This is a genomic window from Frateuria aurantia DSM 6220, assembly GCF_000242255.2.
Taxonomy (GTDB): domain Bacteria; phylum Pseudomonadota; class Gammaproteobacteria; order Xanthomonadales; family Rhodanobacteraceae; genus Frateuria; species Frateuria aurantia.
Genome location: NC_017033.1, coordinates 659486 through 682058, shown reverse-complemented (window position 1 = coordinate 682058; position 22573 = coordinate 659486). Strand labels below are relative to the sequence as shown.

Below are 22573 nucleotides of genomic sequence, written 5' to 3'. Positions count from 1 at the left end.
CGCAGCGGTTTTCTGGCGCGGGCTGCGCTGGAGGCGATGGCGGACTTAGTGCCTGCAGGGTCACGCCTGCCCATGGCAAAGACCCGCGCAACCATGTGGCAGGCACCGCTACGATATCCGAACCCACAAAAAAACCCGCCCCGGCATCCCGGAGCGGGCTTGGGCCCTGCCCTGCCCGGCCGCATGACGGCCGGGCAGGTTGAGCAGGCTCAGACGTTGAACAGGAAGTTCAGCACGTCGCCATCCTTGACGATGTAGTCCTTGCCTTCGGCGCGGACCTTGCCGGCTTCCTTTGCGCCGGCTTCGCCCTGGTACTGGATGAAGTCGTTGAAGGCGATGGTCTGGGCACGGATGAAGCCGCGCTCGAAGTCGGTATGGATGACGCCGGCGGCCTGGGGCGCGGTGGCGCCGACCTTGATGGTCCAGGCGCGGACTTCCTTGACCCCGGCGGTGAAGTAGGTCTGCAGACCCAGCAGCTGGAAGGCGGCGCGAGCCAGGCGGTTGAGGCCCGGTTCGCTCTGGCCCAGCGAGGCCAGGAATTCGGCCTTGTCGGCGTCGTCCAGTTCGGCGATTTCCGATTCGATGGCGGCGCAGACGACGACGACGGGTGCGCCTTCGGCTTCGGCGTGGGCGCGGACCTTGTCCAGCAGCGGGTTGTTGTCGAAGCCGTCTTCGGCGACGTTGGCCACATACATGGCCGGCTTGATGGTCAGCAGGGTCAGCGGCTTCAGCAGCGCCTTTTCTTCGGCATCCAGCGGCGCGGAGCGGGCCGGCTTGCCTTCGTTGAGATGTGGCAGCAGCTTGTCCAGCACCGGCAGCAGGGCCTTGGCATCCTTGTCGCCGCCCTTGGCCTTCTTGGCTTCGCGGGCCTGGGCCTTTTCGACGGTGGCCAGATCGGCCAGGGCCAGTTCGGTGCCGATCACGATGATGTCGTCGATGGGGTCGACCTTGCCAGCGACATGGACGATATTGTCGTCTTCGAAGCAGCGCACCACGTTGACGATGGCATCGGTCTCGCGGATGTTGGCCAGGAACTGGTTGCCCAGGCCTTCGCCCTTGGAGGCACCGGCGACCAGACCGGCGATGTCGACGAATTCGACGATGGCCGGCACGATCTTCTGCGGGTTGATGATGGCGGCCAGCTGGTCCAGCCGCTCGTCGGGCACTTCGACCACGCCGACATTGGGCTCGATGGTACAGAACGGGTAGTTGGCCGCTTCGATGCCGGCCTTGGTCAGCGCGTTGAACAGGGTGGACTTGCCGACGTTAGGCAGGCCGACGATGCCGCATTGGATACCCATGGTATGTCGTTCCGATCTGAGAGGGAGTCGGTCCGGGCTGCTGCGTGTTCCCCGCTCAGGCCTGGACGGTATGCAATTGTTTCATGGCGCGCTCGAACTGGCCGTCCACGGCCAGCGGCAGCACCTCATCGGCTCGCGCCATGGCGGCCAGGATCGCCGCCTCGTCGCCGGCCGAGGGTCGGCCCAGCACCCAGGGGGTGACCTTGTCGCGCTGGCCGGGGTGGCCGATACCCAGCCGCAGGCGATGGAACTTGCCGTGGCCGAGATGGGCGATGATGTCACGCAGGCCGTTCTGGCCGCCGTGACCGCCGTCGAATTTCAGTTTCACCGCGCCTGCGTCCAGGTCCAGCTCGTCGTGAGCGACCAGACAGGCTTCGGCGGGAATCTTGTAGTAGCGCAAGGCGGAGGCGACCGCGATGCCGCTCTTGTTCATGAAAGTGCTGGGCTTGAGCAACCATACCGACTGCCCGCCGATACTGATTTTCGCGCTTTCGCCGTGCAGCTTGCCGTCGATGGCAAAGCGGGCGCCATGCGCGCGGGCCAGCGCGTCCACAAACCAAAACCCGGCATTGTGCCGGGTCAGGGTGTATTCGGAACCGGGGTTGCCCAGTCCGACGATCAGCTTCAATCCTGACATGAGGTGTTCCGGTCCCGGCGCCCTTGCGGGCGCCGGGAGGCGGATTACTTCTTGTCGGCTTCGGCTTCGCCAGCGGCGTCAGCGGCCGGCGCGTCAACTTCTTCCTTGACGGCCTGGGCGGTGACGACGGCGACGTCGTGCTCTTCACCCAGGGCCAGCTGGACCGAGGTCACGCCGGCGGGCAGCTTGATCTGCGACAGGTGGATGATGTCACCTTCGGTCAGGCTGGCCAGATCGACTTCGATGAACTCCGGCAGATCCTTGGGCAGGCAGGTGACTTCGACTTCGGTCAGTGCGTGCGAGACGACGACGTGCGAAGCCTTGCCGGCCGGCGAGGTGTCCTGGTTCAGGAAGTGCAGCGGCACGTTGGCGCGCAGCAGGGCGTTCTGGTCGACGCGCTGGAAGTCCATGTGCAGCATCTGCTGCTTGAACGGATGCTTCTGCCAGTCACGGACCAGCACCTTCTCGACGTTGCCGTCGATGTTCAGATCCAGCACCGAGGAGAAGAACCATTCGTGGCGGGCGGCCAGCAGGATGGTGTTGTGCTCGATCTGGATGCTCTGCGGAGCCTTGCCGGCACCGTAGACAACGGCGGGCACGTAAGCGGCATGACGCAGGCGGCGGCTCGCACCTTTCCCCTCGTCCTTGCGGCTTTCGGCCTTGATTTCGTGAATATTAGCCATGGGTTTACCTATAGAGGTGATGTCATCTCGCGACGACTTGGGTCAAGGTCCCGCCCGCGACCAGGCGGGACCGGATAGCCGAGCGGCCGACCTTTTCAGATCGGCCGCCGCAGGCAAGTCCATGAGTATAGCCTGAAAAAGGCTGGCTCGTCGATGCGACGGGCGGACTCGGAATGAATCAGTCGACGTAGAGCGAGCTGACCGATTCGCCGTAGGCGATACGGCGGATGGTCTCGGCCAGCAGCTCGGCCACCGACAGCTGGCGGATCTTGGCGCAGGCCTGGGCGTCGGGACGCAGCGGCAAGGTGTTGGTCACCACCAGCTGGTCCAGCTGCGAGTTCTCGATATTGCTGATCGCGGCGCCGGACAGCACCGGATGCACGCAGTAGGCGACGACCTTGCGGGCACCATGCTGCTTCAGGGCGGCAGCGGCGGCGCACAGGGTGCCGGCGGTATCGACCATATCATCGACCAGGATGCAGGTCTTGCCTTCGACTTCGCCGATGATGTTCATCACGGTGGCGACGTTGGCCTTGGGCCGGCGCTTGTCGATGATGGCCAGGTCGGCATCGTCCAGTCGACGGGCCAGCGCACGGGCACGCACCACGCCACCGACATCGGGGCTGACCACGATGACGTCCTTGATCTCGTGCTGGCGCCAGATATCGGCCAGCAGCACGGGCGAGGCATAGACATTGTCGACCGGAATGTCGAAGAAGCCCTGGATCTGGTCAGCATGCAGGTCGACGGTCAGCACGCGATCGACACCGGCAGTGCTGATCAGCTTGGCAACCAGCTTGGCAGTGATCGGCACGCGGGCCGAGCGGGTCCGGCGATCCTGTCGCGAATAGCCCAGATAGGGAATCACCGCGGTGACGCTGGCGGCCGAAGCGCGCTTGAGGGCATCGACCAGGGTCAGCAGTTCGAACAGGTTTTCCGCACTCGGCGCGCCGGTCGGCTGCAGCACGAACACTTCCTGGCGACGGACGTTTTCTTCGATCTCGATCTGGACTTCGCCGTCGCTGAAGTGGCCGATGAAGGCCTTGCCCAGCGGCACGCCCAGTCGGGCAGCGATGTCTTCGGCCAGCGCCCGGTAGGCGTTGCCGGTAAACAGCATGGGAGCGGATGAGTTCAAGGAAGCCTCACTTGCCTGAAAGCCACAGACTTAGGAATGGCTGGGGCGGCAGGATTCGAACCTGCGCATGCGGGAATCAAAATCCCGTGCCTTAACCAACTTGGCGACGCCCCAGTAACAATGCTATTCCGACCGGCCTTCCGGTCGTCCGCGCTTTCCGCGCACTTGCCTTACGCCGTCAGGACAGGTCCTGGCGGTTGCCGCGGCGATGGCGTTCGACGGCCAGTGCCAGCGGCGAATCCTGCATGCCTTCCGCCACGCAAGCGGAAAACTCTTCAGGGCAGCGTCTTGCGATGCGCCGTGCCTGCTCGATGGAATCGAACTCGGCAAACAGACAGCCACCGGTTCCTGACAACTGCGCGGTGGCGTGGTTGCCCAGCCAGTCCAGCGCGGCGGCCACCCGAGGGTGTCGTGCCCTGACCACGGGCTCGAAGGTGTTGTCCCTTGCCAAGCCTGCGGTGAAGTTCGAGATTGTGGTGGCAGGCGCGTCGCGTGTCAATTCCGGCGCGCTGAAAAGTCCCGCGGTCGGCACCTTTTCCTGTGGGTCGATCACCACATACCAGCGCCGGGGAAGGCTGACCGGGCGCAGAATTTCGCCAATGCCCTCGGCCCAGGCAGAGCGGCCGCGGGTGAAAACCGGTACATCTGCGCCCAATTGACGCCCCAGTTCGGCCAGCGCATCTTCGTCGACGCCGGTCTGCCACAACTCGTTCAAGGCCACCAGCACGGTGGCGGCATCGGAACTGCCGCCGCCCAGCCCGCCCCCCATCGGCACCCGCTTTTCCACCGCGATATCGGCACCCAAGGCGCAGCCAGTGTGGTTTTTCAGCAATCGGGCGGCACGCACTACCAGATCCTGTTCGGCCGGTACCTCCGCCAGCTCGCTGGCGCGGACGATCTCGCCGTCGGCACGTACCCGCAGGCTGATCTCGTCGCCCCAGTCCAGGATCCGGAACACGGTCTGCAGCTCGTGATAACCATCCGGCCGACGGCCTACGATGCGCAAAAACAGGTTCAGCTTGGCCGGTGCCGGCCAGACCGACCATTCATCCGCCGCCACAGCACTCAGGTCCCGGCGCATAAAGACCCGCAAGGGGTCCGGAAAGCCGTTGTCGCGGTCACGCTGCAAGGCAAAGGCGAATTCGGGATCCTGCTTGTCGACCTGCACAAAGCCGTGTTTCGCATAGAAAGGGGCATTCCAGGGCACATCGGCGACGGTGCCCAGCAGCACCGCGCGGTAGCCGGCGGCACGGGCCCAGTCGCAGGCATGCTTGAGCAAGGCCGCGCCAATGCCCTGGCGACCCTGTTCCGGCAGGACATTGAAGTCGCAGATCCCGACCTGATCATCGTTCAGGCGCTCCAGCCAGACAAAGCCCAGCGGGCGGGCAGTGGCCTCATCCACGGCGACCCAGACCAGGCCGGCCTCGATACCTTCGCGCAGCAGCTGCTCGGGAATCGACATCGCCGCGTAGGACGGCCACACCGGATGCTGGCGAAACAATGCGACCGCTTCGCGCTCGATCGCGCACAGGGCTCTGACCTGGGCCACCCGGGCCCGTTCAATCCGAAACACCATCTAGCTTCAACCTTGGCTTGCTCTGGGATGTGACGCGCGCGCCGCGCGCATCCAGGCCGCTATGGTAGCGGCAGCGGGCCGAAAAGTCGGCAGCGCGCTGTCAGTCGCCCTGCCCTGCGTCGACGCCGCGCTGCCAGGATTCGATCGACAGCCGCACCTTGTACGGCGGCCGGCTGGCGAAGACCTGATGCGGCAGCGCCGGCTGCCGGTCATGGTTCCAGCTGGGATAGTCGATCTGCCAGCCGTCCTGGCTGACCGTCGCCGGCAGGCCGTCGGGCTGGAAGCTGAGACTGGCCGGGCTGCCCGCCGCCCGCGCACCCAGCACCCAGGCCCGCAGCTCCCGCAGGGGCACGGTCCAGCCCATGACCTTGCGCATCAAGGTCTCGACATCCGGGTCACTGAGTTCACGGCCATCGCCATTGATCAGATGCGCGCCCTCCGGCCCGCCCTGCAGGCGAAAGACCAGCCCGCCGGTAATCGGTTTGCGCATCTGGAAATCATAGCGGTCGCCCTGCTGGATCCAGACGAAGGATCCGCTGCCGCCCTGATGGCCGTCGGACAGTCCCAGCCGCCCGCGCAAGGTCCAGTCCTGCCAGGTCGCCAGCTGCATCTCGCGCGCCTGCTGGGCCTGCAGCCGCTGATGATCGGCATGCAGTCTGGGCAGGGCCGCCTGCTGGCAGCCGGCGAGCAGCAGCAGGCCCGCCAGGATCAGACCGCGTCCCGGCAGGCTGCCAGGCCCTGGTGAAATGGCGAGTGACGGCCGCCTCGTGGCCGAGCTGAAGCTTGTGATCATGGATGAAGCCGACCCAATGTCTGTTGCAGGGAAAGATTGTGGGGATCCTGCTGCTGGATACGATGGAACAGCTGACGCGCCTGATCCTTCTGGCCGGCCTGCCACAGCACTTCGCCCAGGTGCACGCCGATTTCCGGGTCAGGCTGGGCCTGCCAGGCCGCAGTCAAGGCCTGCTCGGCCTGCGGCAGATGGCCCAGCCGGTATTGCAGCCAGCCCCATGAATCATTGATCACCGGATCGTTCGGCCGCGACTGGCGAGCTACGTCAATCAGCTGCTCGGCCTCGGGCAGATCTCGATGATTGTCGGCCAGGGTAAACCCCAGCGCGTTGCTGGCATCGATATCACCGGGCTTGAGCTGCAGCACCTGCCGGAAGTCGGCGATGGAAGCGTCGATATCACCGGCACTGGCATGGGCGATGCCGCGATCGTACAACAGGCCCGGATCACGCCCGGCCTCGCCCAGCGCCGCGGTATAGGCCGCCACGGCCTGCGTATAACGGCGCTGGCGCATATACAGCACGGCATCGAGTTCATTGACCTGACGCAGCTGGGCCGGCTGATCCAGATAATCCGATTGCATCTGCGCCAGCTGGGCATGGGCATCATCCAGCCGTGACTGGCTGGCCATGATCAAGGCGGTGCGCAGATCAGCATCAAACGCATGCGGATCGTCGTCACCGACCTGGCCGTACCAATCCAATGCCTCGCCCGGCCGTCCCAGCACTTCGGCCAGCTGCCCCAGCAGAAAGCCGGCCTGGTCGCGCAGCGGGGGCTTCGCCTGCTGCAGCTGCCGATAGATTCGCTGCAGGCTGGCCTGCTGATGGTCATGCACCGCCAGGGCCAGCCGCAATTCGTAGATCTGCAGGCTCTGCGGCCCCTCGGCCAGCAACCGGGCCGCTGCTGCCGACTGGCCGGCGCGGCTCAGCAGACTGGCATAAAGCAGACGCCAGCGGGGATTCGTGGGGTCTTTCTGCAGCGCCTGCTCCAGCAGGTGACGGCCCCGGGTCTGGTTACCGCTTTCGAACTGCAGCTGCCCGGCCCAGGCATAGGCCGGTGCGTTGTGGAAGCGCTGCACGGTCTGGGTCGCCAGCCGCTGGGCGACATCCATCCGCCCCAGCCTGGCCGCCAGCCCGCTCATGCTGATCCAGACCTGGGTGTCATTGGGCAGGCGCTCAGGCGTGGCCACCGCCGCCAGCACCTGCCCGGCGGCAGCCTGATCCGGGCTGCCGACCAGCACCCGCACCAGTCGTTCCCAGGCATGGGGTGCATGGGTGGCGACTAGACGCCGGCCATCCTCGATCACCTGGCGGGTATGGCCCTGGGCCATCGCCAGGGTCGCATCGGCCTGGGCCAGTACATCCGGCTCGCCGCCCAGTTGATGCCAGCGTGCCAGCGCCTCGCTGGCCGCAGGCAGATCATGGACGGCCAGTGCCAGTTCGGTGGCCCGCTCGGCGACCTGATGGTTGGTCGTCAGCCGCGAAGCCTTGCCATAGGCCCGGGCGGCGGTTTTCAGGTCATTGTGACCGAGTGCGCTTTCACCCAGCAGCAGCTGGGCCACCACGTCATGATCCGCATCGGTGGTCGCCACCTGGATGCGCTGCAAAGGCTGCAGCAAGGCATTGCCTGCCGCACCATGGCGGAGCGACGGGCTGGCACAGGCACTCAGCAGTCCCGCCAATACGACGCCTGAACAACCAAAACGACGCATTTGCTTGAACTTCGATCCACGGCTGCGCACAATTCGTCTCCAGTTTCACACGATACTGACTTGAGTCCGGGGCAAAACCCGATTCTGCCAGTAACATACCGACAGCTTAGCCTACCCCTGCCCATCATTCTCTCGCCAAACCGATCCAGATGACGCTGATCGCCCTCGGGCTCAACCACCATACCGCGCCGGTCGAACTGCGCGAACAGGTGGCTTTTGCCCCGGACCAGGCCACCGAGGCCTTGCGCGAGCTGCAATCCCTGCCCGGTGTCAGCGAAGCACTGATCCTCTCGACCTGCAACCGCACCGAGCTGTATGTCGATGTCGAGGAAGGTGCCGAAGCCGTGCCGCGATCCTGGCTGAGCCGGCACCACCAGGTCAGCGAACAGCAGATCGCCCCCTATCTTTACGACCATCGTGATGATCAGGCCGTGCGGCACATGTTCCGGGTCGCTACCGGCCTGGATTCGATGGTGCTGGGCGAGCCGCAGATTCTGGGCCAGGTCAAGGATGCCTACCAGCTGGCCCGCGAGCAGCGGACCCTGGATACCGGCATGGAGCGCCTGCTGCAGCACACCTTCGCGGTGGCCAAGCGGGTCCGTACCGACACCCAGATCGGCGCACATACGGTATCCGTGGCTTTCACCGCCGTGCGCATGGCCGAACAGATGTTTGCCGATCTGCGACAAGCCAGCGTGCTGCTGATCGGTGCCGGCGAGACCATCGAGCTGACGGCCCGCCATCTGGCGGACAAGCGTCCGCGCCGGCTGCTGATCGCCAACCGGACCCTGGCCAAGGCCGAAGAGCTGGCGGCCATCTATGGTGGCGAGGCGCTGGCCCTGGACCAGCTCGATGCCTATCTGGCGGAAGCCGACATCGTCATCGCCTCCACCGCCGCCCCGCATGCCGTGGTATCGCGCGCCATGGTGGAGACGGCGCTGGCCAAGCGTCGGCGCCGCCCCATGTTCATGGTCGATATTGCCGTGCCGCGCGATATCGAGGCCAGTGTCGGCCAGCTCAAGGATGTGTTTCTCTACGGCATCGATGATTTGCAGAAAGTCATCGACGGCCATCGCAAGGCCCGCGAAAGCGCCGCCCGCGAAGCCTCCGAGATCATCGATCTGCAGGTCGAGCGTTATATGGCCTGGCGCCGGACCCTGGGCCTGAAGAATCCGGTGATCGACATGCGCTGTCATGCCGAGCATTACCGTGACGAGGTGCTGGCCAAGGCCCAGGCGATGCTGGGCCGCGGCAAGTCGCCGGAAGAGGCCCTGGCATTTCTTGCCAATACCCTGACCAACAAGCTGCTGCATCACCCCAGCGCCCGACTGCGCGAGGCCGCCCTGAGCGGCGACATCGACCTTTTGCAAGCCGCCGGCCGCCTCTACGGTCTGGAAGACGACACCGCGAATACCTGAGTCTTGCCGCCCCCGAGGCCGGCGCCGCGCGACAGGTGACTGATTCGCCCGGCCCTGCGCGCTACACTTGCCGTCTGCGCGCATCATGCTGATCGCGCCGTACCGGCAGCAAGGCCGGACCCTTGGCTCCCGATCCGACTCATGACCTCAACGATCCATCAGAAACTGCAGTCCCTGGCCGAACGTCACGAAGAAGTGGGTCGGCTGCTGGCCCAGCCCGAAGTGCTGGCCAACAACGGGCAATTCCGCGAACTGTCGCGCGAATATGCCCAGCTTGATCCGCTGGTGACCACCTTGCAGCGTTTCAGACAGGCCGAGCAGGAGCGCGAGGACAGCGCCGCGATGCTGGACGATCCGGAACTGGGCTCGATCGCCGCCGAGGATCTGCGCCGGCTGGATGCCGAGCTGAAAGCCCTGGACCGGCAACTGCAATTGCAGCTGCTGCCTCAGGATCCCCGCGACCAGGCCAATCTGTATCTTGAAATCCGTGCCGGCGCCGGCGGTGACGAGGCGGCCCTGTTTGCCGGTGATCTGTTCCGGATGTACAGCCGCTATGCCGAAAATCGGGGCTGGTCCATCGAGATTCTCAGCGACCATGCCGGCGAACATGGCGGTCACAAGGAAATCGTGGCCCGCCTGGAAGGACGCGAGGCGTTTTCCCGCCTGAAGTTCGAGTCCGGCGTGCATTGCGTCAAGCGGGTGCCGGCCACCGAGTCCCAAGGGCGGGTGCATACCTCGACAGCCACCGTGGCGGTACTGCCTGAACTGGATGCCATCGCACCGGTGGAGATCGCGCCGGCCGATATCCGGGTGGATACCTTCCGTTCTTCCGGTGCGGGCGGCCAGCATGTGAACAAGACCGACTCGGCGATCCGTATCACCCACCTGCCCAGCGGCATCGTGGTGGAATGCCAGGAAGAACGCAGCCAGCACAAGAACCGGGCGCGGGCCATGAGCCTGCTGCAGGCCCGGCTGCTGGACGAGGCCCAGCACAAGCAGACCGCGGCGCAGGCCGAATCGCGTCGGCTGCAGGTCGGCAGCGGTGATCGCAGCCAGCGGATCCGCACCTATCGCTACAAGGACAACCTGGTCACCGACCATCGCATCGATCTGAACCTGCATCGCCTGCCTGAAATCATGCAAGGTGCCCTGGATGAACTGATCGATGGTCTGACCCGGGAATATCAGGCCGATGAGCTGCAGGCCCTGGCCGGCACCTGATCACAGTCGTCCCGCACTGGCCGGCGTATGATGTCAGGTGGTGTCCCGGCCGTGGCCCGCAGAGTCCGGCACGGCGACGTGGCTCCGCCTCCAGAGAATCCGCCATGGGCAAAAAGCGTTCGCGTTACCAGGAGCAGCTCGACGAGCTGCAGATCGACCTGATCAAGCTGCAGCGCTGGCTGCACCAGACCGGCAAACGACTGGTGGTGATCCTGGAAGGCCGCGACGCGGCCGGCAAGGGCGGCGTGATCAAGCGGATCACCGAGAAAATGGACACCCGCAGCTACCATATCGCGGCCCTGCCCAAACCCAATGATCGTGAATCGAAGCAGTGGTACTTCCAGCGCTATGTCAGCCACCTGCCGGCGGCCGGCGAACTGGTGCTGTTCGACCGCAGCTGGTACAACCGGGCTGTGGTCGAGCCGGCCAACCATTTCTGCACCGACGAAGAATACCGGCGTTTCATGGAAGCCGTGCCGGCCTTCGAGAAGCTGCTGACCGACGACGGCATCATCCTGATCAAATACTGGCTGGCCGTCGATCAGCGCGAGGAGGAAAAGCGCTTCGAGGCCCGTGCCGCCGATCCGCTGAAACGCTGGAAGCTGTCGCCGGTGGATCTGGCCTCGCGCAGCAAGTTCAAGGACATCGGCACCCTGCGCAACACCATGATCGAGCGCACCCATACCCCGCATGCGCCCTGGTTCGTGGTCGACTTCAACAACAAGGAGCGCGGCCGCATCAACCTGATCCGGCACCTGCTGAACGAGCTCCCGGACGCCCTGAAGAACGTCGACATCCCTGAAATCACCCTGCCCCCGCTGGGCCATCGCACAGCCAAGGAAAAGATCACCGAAATGGCGATCTGGGTACCGGATACCTTCGACAGCTGACAGCGGCTCGATGAGGGCTCAAGACCTTGGCCATCAGCCCGTCACAGTCTCGATCACGCGCCGGCACTGCGCGGTGATGACTTGTCGGGCGTGTTCCCGCAAATCTCCGGACACGCCCTGGGATGCCAGTTCCGCCACCACTTGCGGCAGGGTGGCCTGGATTCCGGCCACCCTCTGGCGCAGCTGTTGTTGCACATAGGGCAGGCGCGACTCGATCGACTGCACCAACGCCAGCCAGTCCGCTTTCGTCAGGGCATCGATGCTCAAAGCATCACCGATCCGCATCGCGGGCGCCCGATCCAGCGCCTTGTGGGAAAAGGCCATGATCGGCACCAGATCATAGTACGGCGTAAGCCGGCGTCGGCCATCGACCTGGGTCAGCAAGGCTGATGTTCTTGGCATGCGCATCGGCATTGCCGATCAGGATGGCAATGGCAGATCGCCGCCTTGATCGCGCCTTCGGGCAGCAGGTTGCCGAACCAGTGGCACACGACGGGTCCCGCAAACATCTCGTCTCGCAGCGGCAAGCTCACCGAAAGAGCAGTCGCCTGCCCACCCTGCACATAGCTTGGGTCATATTCGAACCGCCAGTCTTCCGGTGCGCAATGGATGCCTGCCCTTTCCAGAACGTCGGCATAGCGATCAAAGATGCGCACAAACAGGATGTCACTCATCCCCGCCCCGTCAGGGACTGCAGCCGCACGCCCAGGGCCGCCAGCACCTGTATCACCTTGTTGATCACGACGGGCGGCTTGCCGCCCTCAAGCTCGACGACGAAGCGTGGCCCCATACCGGCCAGCCCTGCCAGCTGAACCTGGGTCAATGCGTAAACCTGACCGATCAGGAAGAAATCAGAGGATCGTGCTGCAAAAAACAAAAAGCTTGCCGCTGGGGCCTGGCATCACATTCGCCAAGACTGGCCAGAGGGGCATCAGGGCTCAACCGCATTTGCTGTAGCCGCAGTTGAGGCAGGTCTGGCAACCATCGAGCAGCACCAGCGCCTGAGTATTGCACTTGGCGCACAAGGTGGCGCCCGGCGGAAAGCCCGATGCTTCGGATTCATTGGCCGCGGTATCCCCACTCGCCGGCGGCACCGGCGCGGCGCGCATGGCTGCCTCGTAGGCCGCCCTTTTTTCAGCGATCAGAGCCAAGGTCGAGGCATCCAACTCGGGATCCTGGATCAGTCCGATGGTTTTCATGTGCCGCTCGATCACGCCACCGATTTCGGCGACGATGCTGGGCATGTAGATACCGCCGGCCTTGAAATAACCACCGCGCGGATCGAATACCGCCTTCATCTCCTCCACCAGGAAGGTGACGTCGCCGCCCTTGCGGAACACGGCCGACAGGATCCGGGTCAAGGCCACGATCCACTGGAAGTGATCCATGTTCTTGGAGTTGATGAAAATCTCGAACGGACGCCGCTGCTCGTAAATGGTGCCTTCATTCAGCACGATATCGTTGATCGTGACATACAGGGCATGCTCGAACAGCGGCGACTTGATCTTGTAGGTGCTGCCGACCAGGGTTTCCGGACGCTCAAGGCTCTCATGCATCTGCACCACATCGATGCGGGCCGGCTCGGCTTCAGAGGCCCGGTCCAAGACCGCCTTGTCGTCATCTTCGTCAACGACGCTGTAGCCCTTGATCTTGCTGTTGATCTTGAACGCCATGATGTAAACCCATACGCGGAGTGGGCGTCCGGCGGCCGACAGGCGGCGACCGGACGTTGAGAATCAGCTCCGGGTCTTGCGACCCGAGGTTTTGGCCGGGGCAGCGGCCACCTTGCTGATGCGCCTGGCGGCAACCGCTTTCACCGGAGCCGCTTTCTTCGCCACCGGCTTTTTGGCAGCGACTGCTTTCGCCGGCGCGGCCTTCTTCGCCACCGGCTTTTTGGCGGCGACCGCTTTCGCCGGAGCGGCCTTCTTCGCTACCGGCTTTTTGGCAGCGACTGCTTTCGCCGGAGCGGCCTTCTTCGCTACCGGCTTTTTGGCGGCGACCGTTTTCGCCGGCGCGGCCTTCTTCGCCACCGGCTTTTTGGCAGCGACTGCTTTCGCCGGCGCGGCCTTCTTCGCCACCGGCTTTTTGGCAGCGACCGTTTTCGCCGGCACGGCCTTCTTCGCCACCGGCTTTTTGGCAGCGACTGCTTTCGCCGGAGCCACCTTCTTCGCCACCGGCTTTTTGGCAGCGACTGCTTTCGCCGGCGCGGCCTTCTTCGCTACCGGCTTTTTGGCAGCGACTGCTTTCGCCGGAGCGGCCTTCTTCGCTACCGGCTTTTTGGCAGCGACCGCTTTCGCCGGAGCGGCCTTCTTCGCTACCGGCTTTTTGGCAGCGACCGCCTTCGCCGGCGCGACCTTCTTCGCTACCGGCTTTTTGGCAGCGACCGCCTTCGCCGGCGCGACCTTCTTCGCTACCGGCTTTTTGGCAGCGACTGCTTTCGCGGGAGCCACCTTCTTGGCCACCGGCTTTTTGGCGGCGACCGCTTTCGCCGGCCCGGCCTTCTTCGCTACCGGCTTTTTGGCAGCGACCGCTTTCGCCGGAGCAGCCTTCTTCGCCACCGGCTTTTTGGCAGCGACCGCCTTCGCCGGAGCGATCTTTTTGACGGCGCCCTTGCCGGCGGGAGACTCGATCTCGGCAACACGTTTCGTGGCGGCCTTTTTCGTGGCCGCTTTCTTGGTGGCGGCCGCCTTTTTCACGGCCGCTTTCTTGCTGGCTGCCTTTTTGGTTGCCGCTTTCTTCACTGCTGTCTTGACCGAGCCATCCTCCAGTGGCGGCGCCGGCAGCTCGGAGGCCTTCTCCGCCGTCTCGATCACGACCTCGATCGGCGTGACGAAGTGGCTGCGCTCGGCCTTGAGGGGCTCATCCTCATCGACATGTGCCGGGGTCTCGGCACGCGACTCGATTTCCACAATCCGCGCCTGTTCGATTTCCGTCGGCACCTCGCCAGGTGTCATCTCGTCCGTGGTCTCAGCGATCCCCGGCAACGGCACCTCGACAGCCGCCTCGACGGCGATCACTTCCTGTGTATCGACTACCGCTGTGGAAACCGGATGATCGATTACCGGCTTTTCAGATTCACTGGACATCGGCAACACTCCCCTTCGCTCTTTCTAGGTTCAAAACTTGCCGTAATACCCTTCCTTGAGTGCATCGAAAAGGTTGGCGGCGGTATGAATTTCGCCATCGTACTCCACCTCGTCGTTGCCCTTGAACTCCATCGAGCTGCCATCTTCCAGTTCGAAGCGGTAACGGGTGTTTTCCAGATCCGACTCCTTGACCAGCACCCCCTGGAATGCCGCCGGATTGAAGCGAAAAGTGGTGCAGCCTTTCAGTCCCTTCTGGTAGGCGTACCGGTAGATGTCCTTGAAATCCTCGTAGGGATAATCGGTCGGCACGTTGGCCGTCTTCGAAATCGATGAATCCACCCAGCGCTGGGCGGCGGCCTGGATATCGACATGCTCCCTGGGCGAGATATCGTCGGCCGAAACAAAATAGTCGGGCAGCCTGGCCTTGGCTTCATCGGCAAACGGCATGGCCTCGGCATTGATCAGTTCACGGTAGGCCAGCAATTCATAGCTGTAGACGCTGACCTTCTCCTTGGTCTTGCGCCCTTCGCGTATCACGTTGCGGGCATAGTGGTGAGCGAAACTGGGCTCGATGCCGTTGCTGGCGTTGTTGGCCAGACTCAGGCTGATCGTGCCGGTGGGGGCGATCGAAGTGTGGTGACTGAAACGCGCCCCGATCTCGGCCAGCGCCTCGACAAGCTCCGGCGCGACTTCCGCGATCCGCTGCATATAGCGGCTATAGCGGGCATGCAGCACGCGCCCCGGAATGCTGTCACCCAAGGCATAACCATCGGCAGCCATCTCCGGGCGCTTGCGCAGCATCTCGGCGGTGACCACGTAGTCACGCTGCAGGATCGGTGCCGGGCCTTTCTCCCTGGCCAGATCCAGCGCCACTTCCCAGCCAGCCACCGCCATTTCGCGGGCCACCTCTTCAGTGAACTGCACCGACTCGGCATGGCCGTACCGCTTGCGCAGCATGGTCAAGGTCGAGCCCAGACCCAGAAAGCCCATGCCATGCCGACGCTTGGACAGGATTTCCTCGCGTTGCTGCGGCAACGGCAAACCGTTGATCTCGACCACATTGTCCAGCATCCGGGTGAAGACCTTGACCACTTCCCGATATTCTTCCCAGTCGAAACGGGCCTTGGGACCGAAGGGATCACGCACGAAACGGGTCAGGTTCACCGAGCCCAGCAGGCAGGACCCGTACGGCGGCAGGGGCTGCTCGCCACACGGGTTGGTGGCGCGAATCTGCTCGCACCACCAGTTGTTGTTCATCTCGTTGACCTTGTCGATCAGGATGAATCCCGGCTCGGCATAGTCGTAGGTCGAGACCATGATCATGTCCCACAGATGCCGGGCTCTGACCTGCCCGTAGATCTTGCATGCCACCAGACCATCGGCACGTGCCACATAATTCTCGTGGGTCGGCCATTCCCGCCACACGACCTGGGCCGGGTCGGCCAGGTCCAGGTCATCCTGTTCCTTGACGTGCACCGGAAAGATCAGCGGCCAGTCGGCATCGGCCTCGACCGCCTGCATGAAGTCATCGGTGATCAGCAGACTGAGATTGAACTGGCGCAGCCGGCCATCCTCGCGCTTGGCACGGATGAATTCGCGCGCATCGGGATGGGCGATGTCGAACGTGCCCATCTGGGCTCCTCGACGTCCGCCGGCCGACGACACGGTAAAGCACATCTTGTCGTAGATATCCATGAACGACAGCGGCCCGGAGGTATAGGCGCCGGCACCCGAGACATAGGCGCCGCGCGGGCGCAAGGTGGAAAATTCGTAACCGATGCCGCAACCGGCCTTCAGGGTCAGTCCGGCCTCGTGCACCTTCTCCAGGATATCGTCCATCGAGTCGTGGATGGTGCCCGACACGGTGCAGTTGATGGTCGAGGTCGCCGGCTTGTGTTCCAGGGCACCGGCATTGGAGGTGATCCGGCCGGCCGGAATGGCGCCGCGGCGCAGCGCCCACAGGAACCGGGCTTCCCAGTGACTGCGCAGCTCCGGTGTGGCCTCTACCTCGGCCAGGGCTCGGGCGATGCGTCGATAGCTGCTGTCGACATCGACATCCACGGGCACGCCGTGCTTGTCCTTGAGACGGTATTTCTTGTCCCAGATGTCGTGGGAAGCACTTTGCAGGGCGATATCGGCAGGTTCGACACCTGCCACGCGAAGACGCACGGTATGACTCATCGACGGAAAGGCCTCAGAAAATCAAGACTGGCAACGCATGAGCTCGCCCCGCAATTGAAACCGCACGGACGGACCCGATCATTTTGGGTTGTCTGCAATAAAATACACAACATGTTGTGTATCATTCGCCACTTTGAAAGATACTCACGGCATCCGTCGATGTAAAGCCTTTCCTGCAGACCGGGCCAGGCCGGGAACCCGCTGCGGCACGCCGGGTCCAAGCCCTGCGGCGCCGGCCCGCCACAAGGCCTTGACCGCCTTGTGCAGGCATGGCGGCGGCGGCGTTTTCAGCGCAAGATAATGCTTGAAGTTTCCAGCGCAACGCGTTGAAATATTTGACACCAAACACGATGATCGTCCGTCCCCAGAACACCGGATGATCCAACCCAACTCGATGACCCGGGGTTTTCAACATGTCCGTACGCCTCACTCGCCTAGCGTCCGCCGCACTGCTCGGCGCAGGCCTGGCCTTTTCAGTCCATGCCGCTGAAACGACGCTGATCTGGCGTGGCGATGTCACCACCGCACGAGGTGTCGTCAATGATACCGCGGCGGCCTGGCAGAAAGCCGGCAAGGGCAGGATCGAGCTGCAGCCGTTCAATACCGCTTCCGGTCTGGACGCGGTCAGTGCCGGCAAGGCCGATCTGGCCGGCAGTGCCCGTGACAGCGCCGGCGGCAAAGAAGCCAACCTGACCTTCACGCCGGTGGCCTGGGACTCGCTGGTGCTGATCACCTCACCGCAGAATCCGGTCAGCAACCTCAGCCTGAAGCAGGCTCACGACATCTATTACGGCAAGATCACCAACTGGAAGGAACTCGGGGGACGCGACCAGCCGATCAACGTCTATGCCGTGGCCAGCCCCGGTGACGGCGTGGAATACAGCCTGCGCCGCCTGCTGTTCGGTCGAGGCAATCAGCCGGTGGCCGCCCCGCGGCTGTACATGAATACGGGCAAGCTGGAGGAAGCCGTTGCTCTGGACGGCCGTTCGCTGGGCGTCAGTACCCTGGGCGACGTGCATGCCAACGCCCACGTCAAGATCCTGAAGATCGACGGTGTCAGCGCCAGCGCAGGCAACCTGGCCAGCGGCAGCTATCCGCTGTTCACCCCGTTGTATCTGGTCACCTCCGCCAGCAGCCCGAAGGCCGCTGCCACCAAGGCCTTCCTGGAGTTTTTGCAGGGCAGCGAGGCGAAGAAGATCCTGCGCCGTCATGACCTGCTGCCCTATGCCGACGGTGGCACGCTGGTGGCCATGGATGCCGGCCGCCGCAGCCGGATTCTGGCCGCCGTAGGTGCCCATGCGATGCCGGCCCAGCTGAGCCGCGGTACCGAGCTGGCCTCGACCGCCGCACCTGCCGCTGCACCGTCGGCGAGCAAGGCCCTTCCCGCCGGCAAACCGGTGCTGACGGCAAGCGCCGCCCGCAGGCATCCGGAAGCCGTCCGCGCCGCCTTCGCCTCGATCAGCGGTACCGCGGTCTCGCACGAGCTGCCCCCGTCGCTGGAGCATGTCACCGCCGAAGCCATCACCTGGGCCGATACGGCACTGACCGGAACCCCGTTCGCGCGTCTGACCGCCCAGGTCTATGTCAGCCAGGAGCATCGCCAGACCCGGCTGGCCGCCACGGCCGCCAGCGAAGAGCATCCGCGTGCAGCGGTGCATTTCGCACAGACCGGCGCCGGTCGGCATGCCGGCACTCACGGCAACCGCCACCTCGCCCGCACTTACCGCGTCGGTCACGGCGATACCCTGTACTCCATTGCCAAACAGCATGCCGTCGATGTCGCCCAGGTCCGGGCCTGGAACGGCCTGCACGGCAACACCGTCAAGGCCGGACAGGTGCTGCGGCTGAGCGCCCGCTGAGGCGACATCACCTCGTCCAGCCCTTCCAAGCCGCCGGCCCGCAAGGTCCGGCGGTTTTTTCATGGCGCCTGCCGATTTGCCTGCGACCGTCGCAGGTCGCATCATTCAGGGTTTGCCGACCGCGCTGCCCGCGGCGGCTCGTCAGGAGACCTGCCATGTCCGTCTTGTTTGAACTCGGCCCGGAAGCGGCCATTCCGGTTGAAGTCATTGATGCCGGCCGCAGCGCCGCTGTGCTGCGCCGCCTGAGCGCGGCCCAGCGGCGCTGGCTGGAGCAGAGCGGCTTCACGGCCTCGCCGGGCCAGCATGCGCTGGTACCGGAAGCCAATGGTGCACTGGGTCGGGTGCTGGTCGTCATATCCGCCAAGGAGGCCGGCCCGCAGACGCTGGGTGGCCTGCCTTACAGTCTGCCGGAAGGCGACTACCAGCTGGCGGTCGATCCCTTGCTGGCTGATCCGGTGCAACTGGCACTGGGCTGGGCCCTGGGCGCCTACCGTTTCGAGCGCTACCGCAAGGCCGGACGCAAGCCGGCCCGCCTCGGCCTTGAGGCCTCCGTGCTGAGCCAGGTGATGCCCCTGGCAAACGCTACAAGTCTGGTGCGCGACCTCGTCAATACACCGGCCGAGCATATGGGACCCAGGCAATTGTCAGAGGCCGTCAAGCAGCTGGCCAAGGCGCACAAGGGCCGGTTCCGGGAATGGGTGGGCGATGAGCTGCTCAGCGACAACTTCCCCACCATTCATGCCGTCGGTCGTGGCAGCCATCGCGAGCCACGACTGATGGAGCTGAGCTGGGGCAAGGCCAGCCACCCCGCCCTGGTACTGGTCGGCAAGGGCGTCTGCTTTGATACCGGCGGCCTGGACGTGAAGCCTTCGGCCGGCATGCGCTGGATGAAAAAGGACATGGGTGGCGCAGCCCATGCCATCGCCCTTGCCGAACTGGTGATGCAGGCGAAACTGCCGGTGCGTCTGACACTGCTGATCCCGGCCGTGGAAAATGCCATCAGCGGCGCCTCCATGCGCCCGGGTGACGTGATCACCACCCGGGCCGGCATCACGGTCGAAGTGGACAATACCGATGCCGAGGGTCGACTGGTGCTGTGCGATGCCCTGACCTACGGTGCCGAGCGCAAACCCGACCTGATGATCGATTTCGCGACGCTGACCGGTGCCGCGCGCGTCGCACTGGGCCCGGATCTGCCGGCCCTGTTCGGCACCCTGCCGGCCTCCGCCAAGGCACTGCAGGAGGCCGGCGAGGAGCATCACGATCCGCTCTGGCCCTTGCCGCTGTGGCAACCCTACCGCCGCATGCTGGACTCCTCGATCGCCGATCTCAGCAACAGCGCTCCCACCGGCCATGCCGGCGCGATCACGGCGGCGCTGTATCTTCAGCATTTCGTTCCCGCGGAACTGGACTGGCTGCATCTGGATACCTACGCCTGGAACGATTCCGATCGCCCCGGCCGACCGCGTGGTGGCGAGGCCATGGGACTGCGCGCCAGCTTTGCCTTTCTGCAGCAGCGCTATGCCACGCCGGTCAGCAAGGATTCCGACACGGCGGCCTGATGGATGGCCGACCGGTCGGCGGCCTTTGTCGTCCGGATTGCAGCGGCCCGTACAAAGGCACCGAGACCGGCCCTCGCGCCGGCATGCCGAAAGCGGCTGCGCGTGCCGGCGGGCTCATGCTCCCGCGGCCTTCGGGCCGGACAGGGCTGACGGCCTCGTCATCCTGCAAAACAAAGGGCCGGCAATGCCGGCCCTTTGTTTTTGTGCCGTGATGCATGCGGCGATCAGTGACCGTGGCCACCCGTCGAGCCGGCCGGGGCAGGCGACGGGCCATGCTTGACCACCACCGTGACCGCCGGCTTCAGCCAGGCATTGCCCATCTTGCCGCCATAAGGCAGTACCTGACCGGCCAGGGTCTGATTGGCATGGATCAGATCGTAGGCATCGGCCAGCACATGCGCGGTCTCACGCAGCTCCGGATCCGGCTTGTTCCGGGCATTCTTGACGTCCTTCTCTTCCTTCAGCACCGACTTCAGGCTGCGCTCGTTCGGATCCAGACCGTCATCAAGCTGGGCCGCATCGTCATCACCCTTGGCGTTCTTGCCGTCCAGCAGCTTGTGCCGGGCGCGGAATTCGGCCTGCTGGGCATCCAGCTGCTTGCGCTCGGCCTCGCGCTGGGCGTAGTTCAAGGATACCGAGGTCTTGTCGCGCAGCTTCTGGTAGGCGGCCAGTTCGTCCAGCATCAGCTTCCAGGCCGGAGACTGTGCAACGCGGGCATCGTGCTCACCCTTCAGCGTGGCCAGATAAGGCTGGATATTGGCCACCGGCTGATATTCGGCCGGAGCGATCTGGGTCCAGGGCAAGGCATTGTCGTAGGTCGACTCGCCATAATCCTTCTCCGCCCCCGTCCTGGGATACTCGATGTCCGGCGTCACGCCCTTGAGCTGGGTCGAGCCGCCATTGATGCGGAAGAACTCGGCAATCGTCATCTTCAGCTCGCCAAACTGGCTCTTGTCGCCATGGGTCTGAGCGATCCGGTCCAGATTGACCAGATTCTGCACCGTGCCCTTGCCGAAGGTCGGGTTGCCGATGATGATGCCGCGGCCGTAATCCTTGATCGCCGCGGTGAAGATTTCCGAGGCCGAGGCCGAACCTCGGTTGACCAGCACCGCCAGCGGTCCGTCCCAGGCCATGCCGGCCTGATCGTCACCTTGCACATCGACATGGCCGCGCGAATCACGGACCTGGACCACCGGCCCCTTGTCGATAAACAGACCGGTCATCTGGTTGGCTTCGGTCAGCGAGCCGCCGCCGTCATCGCGCAGATCCATCACGATGCCTTCGACACCGGCCTGCTTCAGCTCGCCGATCAGCTTGGCCACGTCGCGGGTCGCGCTCTTGTAGTTCTTGTCGCCGTCCTGACGACCATCGAAGTCGGAATAGAAGCTGGGCAGATCGATCACGCCGATCTTGTGCGCCCCCTTGGCATCCTTGATCTCGATGATCTTCTTGCTGGCCGCCATGTCTTCGACCTGGATCTTCTGACGAACCAGGGCGATGCGCTCGGGCTTGGCATCCAGCCCCTTGTCGGCCGGAATGACATCCAGCCGCACGGTCGATCCCTTCTTGCCGCGGATCAGATTGACCACGTCGTCCAGTCGCCAGCCGATCACATCGACCATCGGCCCTTCGGTGCCCTGGCCCACTGCGGCGATGCGATCGCCAAGGTGCAGCTTGTTGGACTTGATCGCCGGACCACCCGGTACCAGCTCGGCAATCGCGACATAGTCGTCCCGCAGCATCAACTGGGCGCCGATACCTTCCAGTGACAGGCGCATCATGATGTCGAACTGCTCTGCCTCGCGCGGACCGAGATAATCGGTATGCGGATCGGTGGTTTCGGCATACGCGGTCATGAAGCTCTGGAACGCATCCTGGTCATCGACCTGCTTGGTGCGCTCGATATAGCCGTTGTAGCGTTTCTCCAGCAGCGCCCGGATCTCGTCATCCTTCTTGCCGGCCAGCTTCAGACGCAGCCAGTCGTTCATGGTGCGCTTGCGCCACAAATCGTTGAGCGCGACATCGTCAGGAGCCCAGTCGGCCTTTTTCCGGTCGTACTGGTAGACCTCGTGGGTATTGAAGTCGAAACCCTTGGCCAGCAGGCTTCTGGCATAGGTCCAGTGCTGGATGGCGCGCTGCACATACAGGTTGAAGATATCGAAAGGCGCGCTCAGATCGCTGTTCCAGATCGCATCGTCCAGCTGGGTGCGATAAGGCTTGAGCTTGGCCAGATCCGCCTGGGTGAACTGCATCTTGTCGCCGTCCAGCGCCTTGATATAGGCGTCATAGATCTTGGCCGACATCGCGTCGTCCAGTGGCTGCGCATCGTAATGGAAGCGTGTCAGCAGCCGGGCGGATATCTGGGCGGCCGCCGCTTCCTGATCGGTGGGTTTCAGCGGAAACACCGACTCCTTGTGGGGACGTCGCCCTGCGCCCATGTCGGCAGCAGATTGGGCCATGGCACCCGTAACAGTGAAGGTGAGCAGAATGGCGGTCGACAGGGTGCGTAATTTCATGGGTTC

At 64.1% G+C, this 22573-nt stretch carries 20 protein-coding genes and 1 tRNA gene; 5 read left to right on the top strand and 16 right to left on the bottom strand.

The genetic code is table 11. The features are described 5' to 3' along the window. Positions 1 to 209: 209 nt before the first annotated feature. From ychF to FRAAU_RS02950, 8 genes are all read right to left on the bottom strand, one after another. A complete protein-coding gene (ychF, locus tag FRAAU_RS02985) occupies positions 210 to 1301 on the bottom strand; it encodes a redox-regulated ATPase YchF (RefSeq protein ID WP_014402089.1) in 1092 nt (363 codons plus the stop codon). Between the two features lie 55 nt (positions 1302 to 1356). Beyond that, on the bottom strand, positions 1357 to 1938 hold the full coding sequence (gene pth / locus FRAAU_RS02980) for an aminoacyl-tRNA hydrolase (protein ID WP_014402088.1): 582 nt from the start codon (positions 1936 to 1938) through the stop codon (positions 1357 to 1359). A 44-nt stretch (positions 1939 to 1982) separates the two neighbouring features. Continuing rightward, positions 1983 to 2621 (bottom strand): 50S ribosomal protein L25/general stress protein Ctc, encoded by a 639-nt coding sequence (locus FRAAU_RS02975; protein ID WP_014402087.1) that lies wholly within the window; start codon positions 2619 to 2621, stop codon positions 1983 to 1985. A 178-nt stretch (positions 2622 to 2799) separates the two neighbouring features. After that, the gene (locus FRAAU_RS02970) at positions 2800 to 3738 is read right to left on the bottom strand and encodes a ribose-phosphate diphosphokinase (protein ID WP_014402086.1); all 939 of its coding nucleotides are present in this window, start codon (positions 3736 to 3738) and stop codon (positions 2800 to 2802) included. A 55-nt stretch (positions 3739 to 3793) separates the two neighbouring features. Continuing rightward, positions 3794 to 3870: transfer RNA gene (locus tag FRAAU_RS02965), tRNA-Gln, on the bottom strand. Positions 3871 to 3934: 64 nt separating this feature from the next. Next, positions 3935 to 5332, bottom strand: coding sequence for a 4-(cytidine 5'-diphospho)-2-C-methyl-D-erythritol kinase (ispE, locus tag FRAAU_RS02960; protein WP_014402085.1), 1398 nt, complete (start codon positions 5330 to 5332; stop codon positions 3935 to 3937). A 100-nt stretch (positions 5333 to 5432) separates the two neighbouring features. Then, on the bottom strand, positions 5433 to 6125 hold the full coding sequence (lolB, locus tag FRAAU_RS02955; RefSeq protein ID WP_014402084.1) for a lipoprotein insertase outer membrane protein LolB: 693 nt from the start codon (positions 6123 to 6125) through the stop codon (positions 5433 to 5435). Continuing rightward, a complete protein-coding gene (locus FRAAU_RS02950) occupies positions 6122 to 7834 on the bottom strand; it encodes a tetratricopeptide repeat protein (protein WP_041270774.1) in 1713 nt (570 codons plus the stop codon). Before FRAAU_RS02950 ends, lolB begins: the two co-directional genes overlap by 4 nt. A gap of 149 nt (positions 7835 to 7983) precedes the next feature. Here FRAAU_RS02950 and hemA point away from each other — a divergent pair, with 149 nt between their 5' ends. From hemA to ppk2, 3 genes are all read left to right on the top strand, one after another. Next, positions 7984 to 9252, top strand: a complete 1269-nt coding sequence (gene hemA, locus FRAAU_RS02945) for a glutamyl-tRNA reductase (protein ID WP_014402082.1) — start codon at positions 7984 to 7986, stop codon at positions 9250 to 9252. 141 nt (positions 9253 to 9393) lie between these two features. Then, entirely contained in the window at positions 9394 to 10473 is a 1080-nt protein-coding gene (gene prfA, locus FRAAU_RS02940) for a peptide chain release factor 1 (RefSeq protein WP_014402081.1), read from the top strand. A gap of 104 nt (positions 10474 to 10577) precedes the next feature. Further along, a complete protein-coding gene (gene ppk2, locus FRAAU_RS02935) occupies positions 10578 to 11363 on the top strand; it encodes a polyphosphate kinase 2 (protein ID WP_014402080.1) in 786 nt (261 codons plus the stop codon). Positions 11364 to 11396: 33 nt separating this feature from the next. Here ppk2 and FRAAU_RS02930 read toward each other — a convergent pair whose 3' ends face one another. From FRAAU_RS02930 to FRAAU_RS17090, 7 genes are all read right to left on the bottom strand, one after another. Further along, the gene (locus tag FRAAU_RS02930) at positions 11397 to 11765 is read right to left on the bottom strand and encodes a HipA domain-containing protein (protein WP_156803316.1); all 369 of its coding nucleotides are present in this window, start codon (positions 11763 to 11765) and stop codon (positions 11397 to 11399) included. Then, positions 11741 to 12037, bottom strand: coding sequence for a HipA N-terminal domain-containing protein (locus FRAAU_RS02925; RefSeq protein WP_014402079.1), 297 nt, complete (start codon positions 12035 to 12037; stop codon positions 11741 to 11743). Before FRAAU_RS02925 ends, FRAAU_RS02930 begins: the two co-directional genes overlap by 25 nt. Continuing rightward, the gene (locus FRAAU_RS17095; protein WP_156803315.1) at positions 12034 to 12186 is read right to left on the bottom strand and encodes a helix-turn-helix domain-containing protein; all 153 of its coding nucleotides are present in this window, start codon (positions 12184 to 12186) and stop codon (positions 12034 to 12036) included. The genes FRAAU_RS02925 and FRAAU_RS17095 overlap by 4 nt, the downstream gene beginning before the upstream one ends. 115 nt (positions 12187 to 12301) lie before the next feature. Then, entirely contained in the window at positions 12302 to 13036 is a 735-nt protein-coding gene (locus FRAAU_RS02920) for a TSCPD domain-containing protein (protein ID WP_014402078.1), read from the bottom strand. Between the two features lie 63 nt (positions 13037 to 13099). Continuing rightward, positions 13100 to 14449, bottom strand: coding sequence for a histone H1-like repetitive region-containing protein (locus tag FRAAU_RS16760; protein ID WP_014402077.1), 1350 nt, complete (start codon positions 14447 to 14449; stop codon positions 13100 to 13102). A 30-nt stretch (positions 14450 to 14479) separates the two neighbouring features. Beyond that, positions 14480 to 16630 carry an adenosylcobalamin-dependent ribonucleoside-diphosphate reductase gene (locus FRAAU_RS02905; RefSeq protein WP_014402076.1) on the bottom strand — a complete coding sequence of 717 codons (2151 nt, stop codon included), beginning with the start codon at positions 16628 to 16630 and terminating at the stop codon, positions 14480 to 14482. 121 nt (positions 16631 to 16751) lie between these two features. Then, on the bottom strand, positions 16752 to 17045 hold the full coding sequence (locus FRAAU_RS17090) for a hypothetical protein (protein WP_156803314.1): 294 nt from the start codon (positions 17043 to 17045) through the stop codon (positions 16752 to 16754). Here FRAAU_RS17090 and FRAAU_RS02900 point away from each other — a divergent pair. Next, positions 17044 to 18489: a LysM peptidoglycan-binding domain-containing protein gene (locus tag FRAAU_RS02900; protein ID WP_014402075.1), complete on the top strand. Its 1446-nt coding sequence runs from the start codon at positions 17044 to 17046 to the stop codon at positions 18487 to 18489. The two genes, FRAAU_RS17090 and FRAAU_RS02900, sit on opposite strands and share 2 nt — an antisense overlap. Positions 18490 to 18644: 155 nt before the next feature. Next, the gene (locus tag FRAAU_RS02895) at positions 18645 to 20051 is read left to right on the top strand and encodes a leucyl aminopeptidase family protein (protein ID WP_014402074.1); all 1407 of its coding nucleotides are present in this window, start codon (positions 18645 to 18647) and stop codon (positions 20049 to 20051) included. A 224-nt stretch (positions 20052 to 20275) separates the two neighbouring features. On the opposite strand, the gene FRAAU_RS02890 is transcribed toward FRAAU_RS02895, so the two are convergent. Further along, the gene (locus FRAAU_RS02890; protein WP_014402073.1) at positions 20276 to 22567 is read right to left on the bottom strand and encodes a carboxy terminal-processing peptidase; all 2292 of its coding nucleotides are present in this window, start codon (positions 22565 to 22567) and stop codon (positions 20276 to 20278) included. Positions 22568 to 22573: the final 6 nt, after the last annotated feature.

What these genes read in the sequence shown, in the direction of transcription:
- FRAAU_RS02925 (WP_014402079.1), bottom strand. Translation starts at nt 12,037, where the DNA reads ATGAGTGACATCCTGTTTGTGCGCATCTTTGATCGCTATGCCGACGTT.
- FRAAU_RS02900 (WP_014402075.1), top strand. Translation starts at nt 17,044, where the DNA reads ATGTCCGTACGCCTCACTCGCCTAGCGTCCGCCGCACTGCTCGGCGCA.
- FRAAU_RS17090 (WP_156803314.1), bottom strand. Translation starts at nt 17,045, where the DNA reads ATGTTGAAAACCCCGGGTCATCGAGTTGGGTTGGATCATCCGGTGTTC.
- hemA (WP_014402082.1), top strand. Translation starts at nt 7,984, where the DNA reads ATGACGCTGATCGCCCTCGGGCTCAACCACCATACCGCGCCGGTCGAA.
- ppk2 (WP_014402080.1), top strand. Translation starts at nt 10,578, where the DNA reads ATGGGCAAAAAGCGTTCGCGTTACCAGGAGCAGCTCGACGAGCTGCAG.
- prfA (WP_014402081.1), top strand. Translation starts at nt 9,394, where the DNA reads ATGACCTCAACGATCCATCAGAAACTGCAGTCCCTGGCCGAACGTCAC.
- FRAAU_RS02905 (WP_014402076.1), bottom strand. Translation starts at nt 16,630, where the DNA reads ATGAGTCATACCGTGCGTCTTCGCGTGGCAGGTGTCGAACCTGCCGAT.
- lolB (WP_014402084.1), bottom strand. Translation starts at nt 6,125, where the DNA reads ATGATCACAAGCTTCAGCTCGGCCACGAGGCGGCCGTCACTCGCCATT.
- FRAAU_RS02920 (WP_014402078.1), bottom strand. Translation starts at nt 13,036, where the DNA reads ATGGCGTTCAAGATCAACAGCAAGATCAAGGGCTACAGCGTCGTTGAC.
- FRAAU_RS16760 (WP_014402077.1), bottom strand. Translation starts at nt 14,449, where the DNA reads ATGTCCAGTGAATCTGAAAAGCCGGTAATCGATCATCCGGTTTCCACA.
- FRAAU_RS02890 (WP_014402073.1), bottom strand. Translation starts at nt 22,567, where the DNA reads ATGAAATTACGCACCCTGTCGACCGCCATTCTGCTCACCTTCACTGTT.
- FRAAU_RS02975 (WP_014402087.1), bottom strand. Translation starts at nt 2,621, where the DNA reads ATGGCTAATATTCACGAAATCAAGGCCGAAAGCCGCAAGGACGAGGGG.
- FRAAU_RS02930 (WP_156803316.1), bottom strand. Translation starts at nt 11,765, where the DNA reads ATGCCAAGAACATCAGCCTTGCTGACCCAGGTCGATGGCCGACGCCGG.
- FRAAU_RS02895 (WP_014402074.1), top strand. Translation starts at nt 18,645, where the DNA reads ATGTCCGTCTTGTTTGAACTCGGCCCGGAAGCGGCCATTCCGGTTGAA.
- ispE (WP_014402085.1), bottom strand. Translation starts at nt 5,332, where the DNA reads ATGGTGTTTCGGATTGAACGGGCCCGGGTGGCCCAGGTCAGAGCCCTG.
- ychF (WP_014402089.1), bottom strand. Translation starts at nt 1,301, where the DNA reads ATGGGTATCCAATGCGGCATCGTCGGCCTGCCTAACGTCGGCAAGTCC.
- pth (WP_014402088.1), bottom strand. Translation starts at nt 1,938, where the DNA reads ATGTCAGGATTGAAGCTGATCGTCGGACTGGGCAACCCCGGTTCCGAA.
- FRAAU_RS02970 (WP_014402086.1), bottom strand. Translation starts at nt 3,738, where the DNA reads ATGCTGTTTACCGGCAACGCCTACCGGGCGCTGGCCGAAGACATCGCT.
- FRAAU_RS02950 (WP_041270774.1), bottom strand. Translation starts at nt 7,834, where the DNA reads ATGCGTCGTTTTGGTTGTTCAGGCGTCGTATTGGCGGGACTGCTGAGT.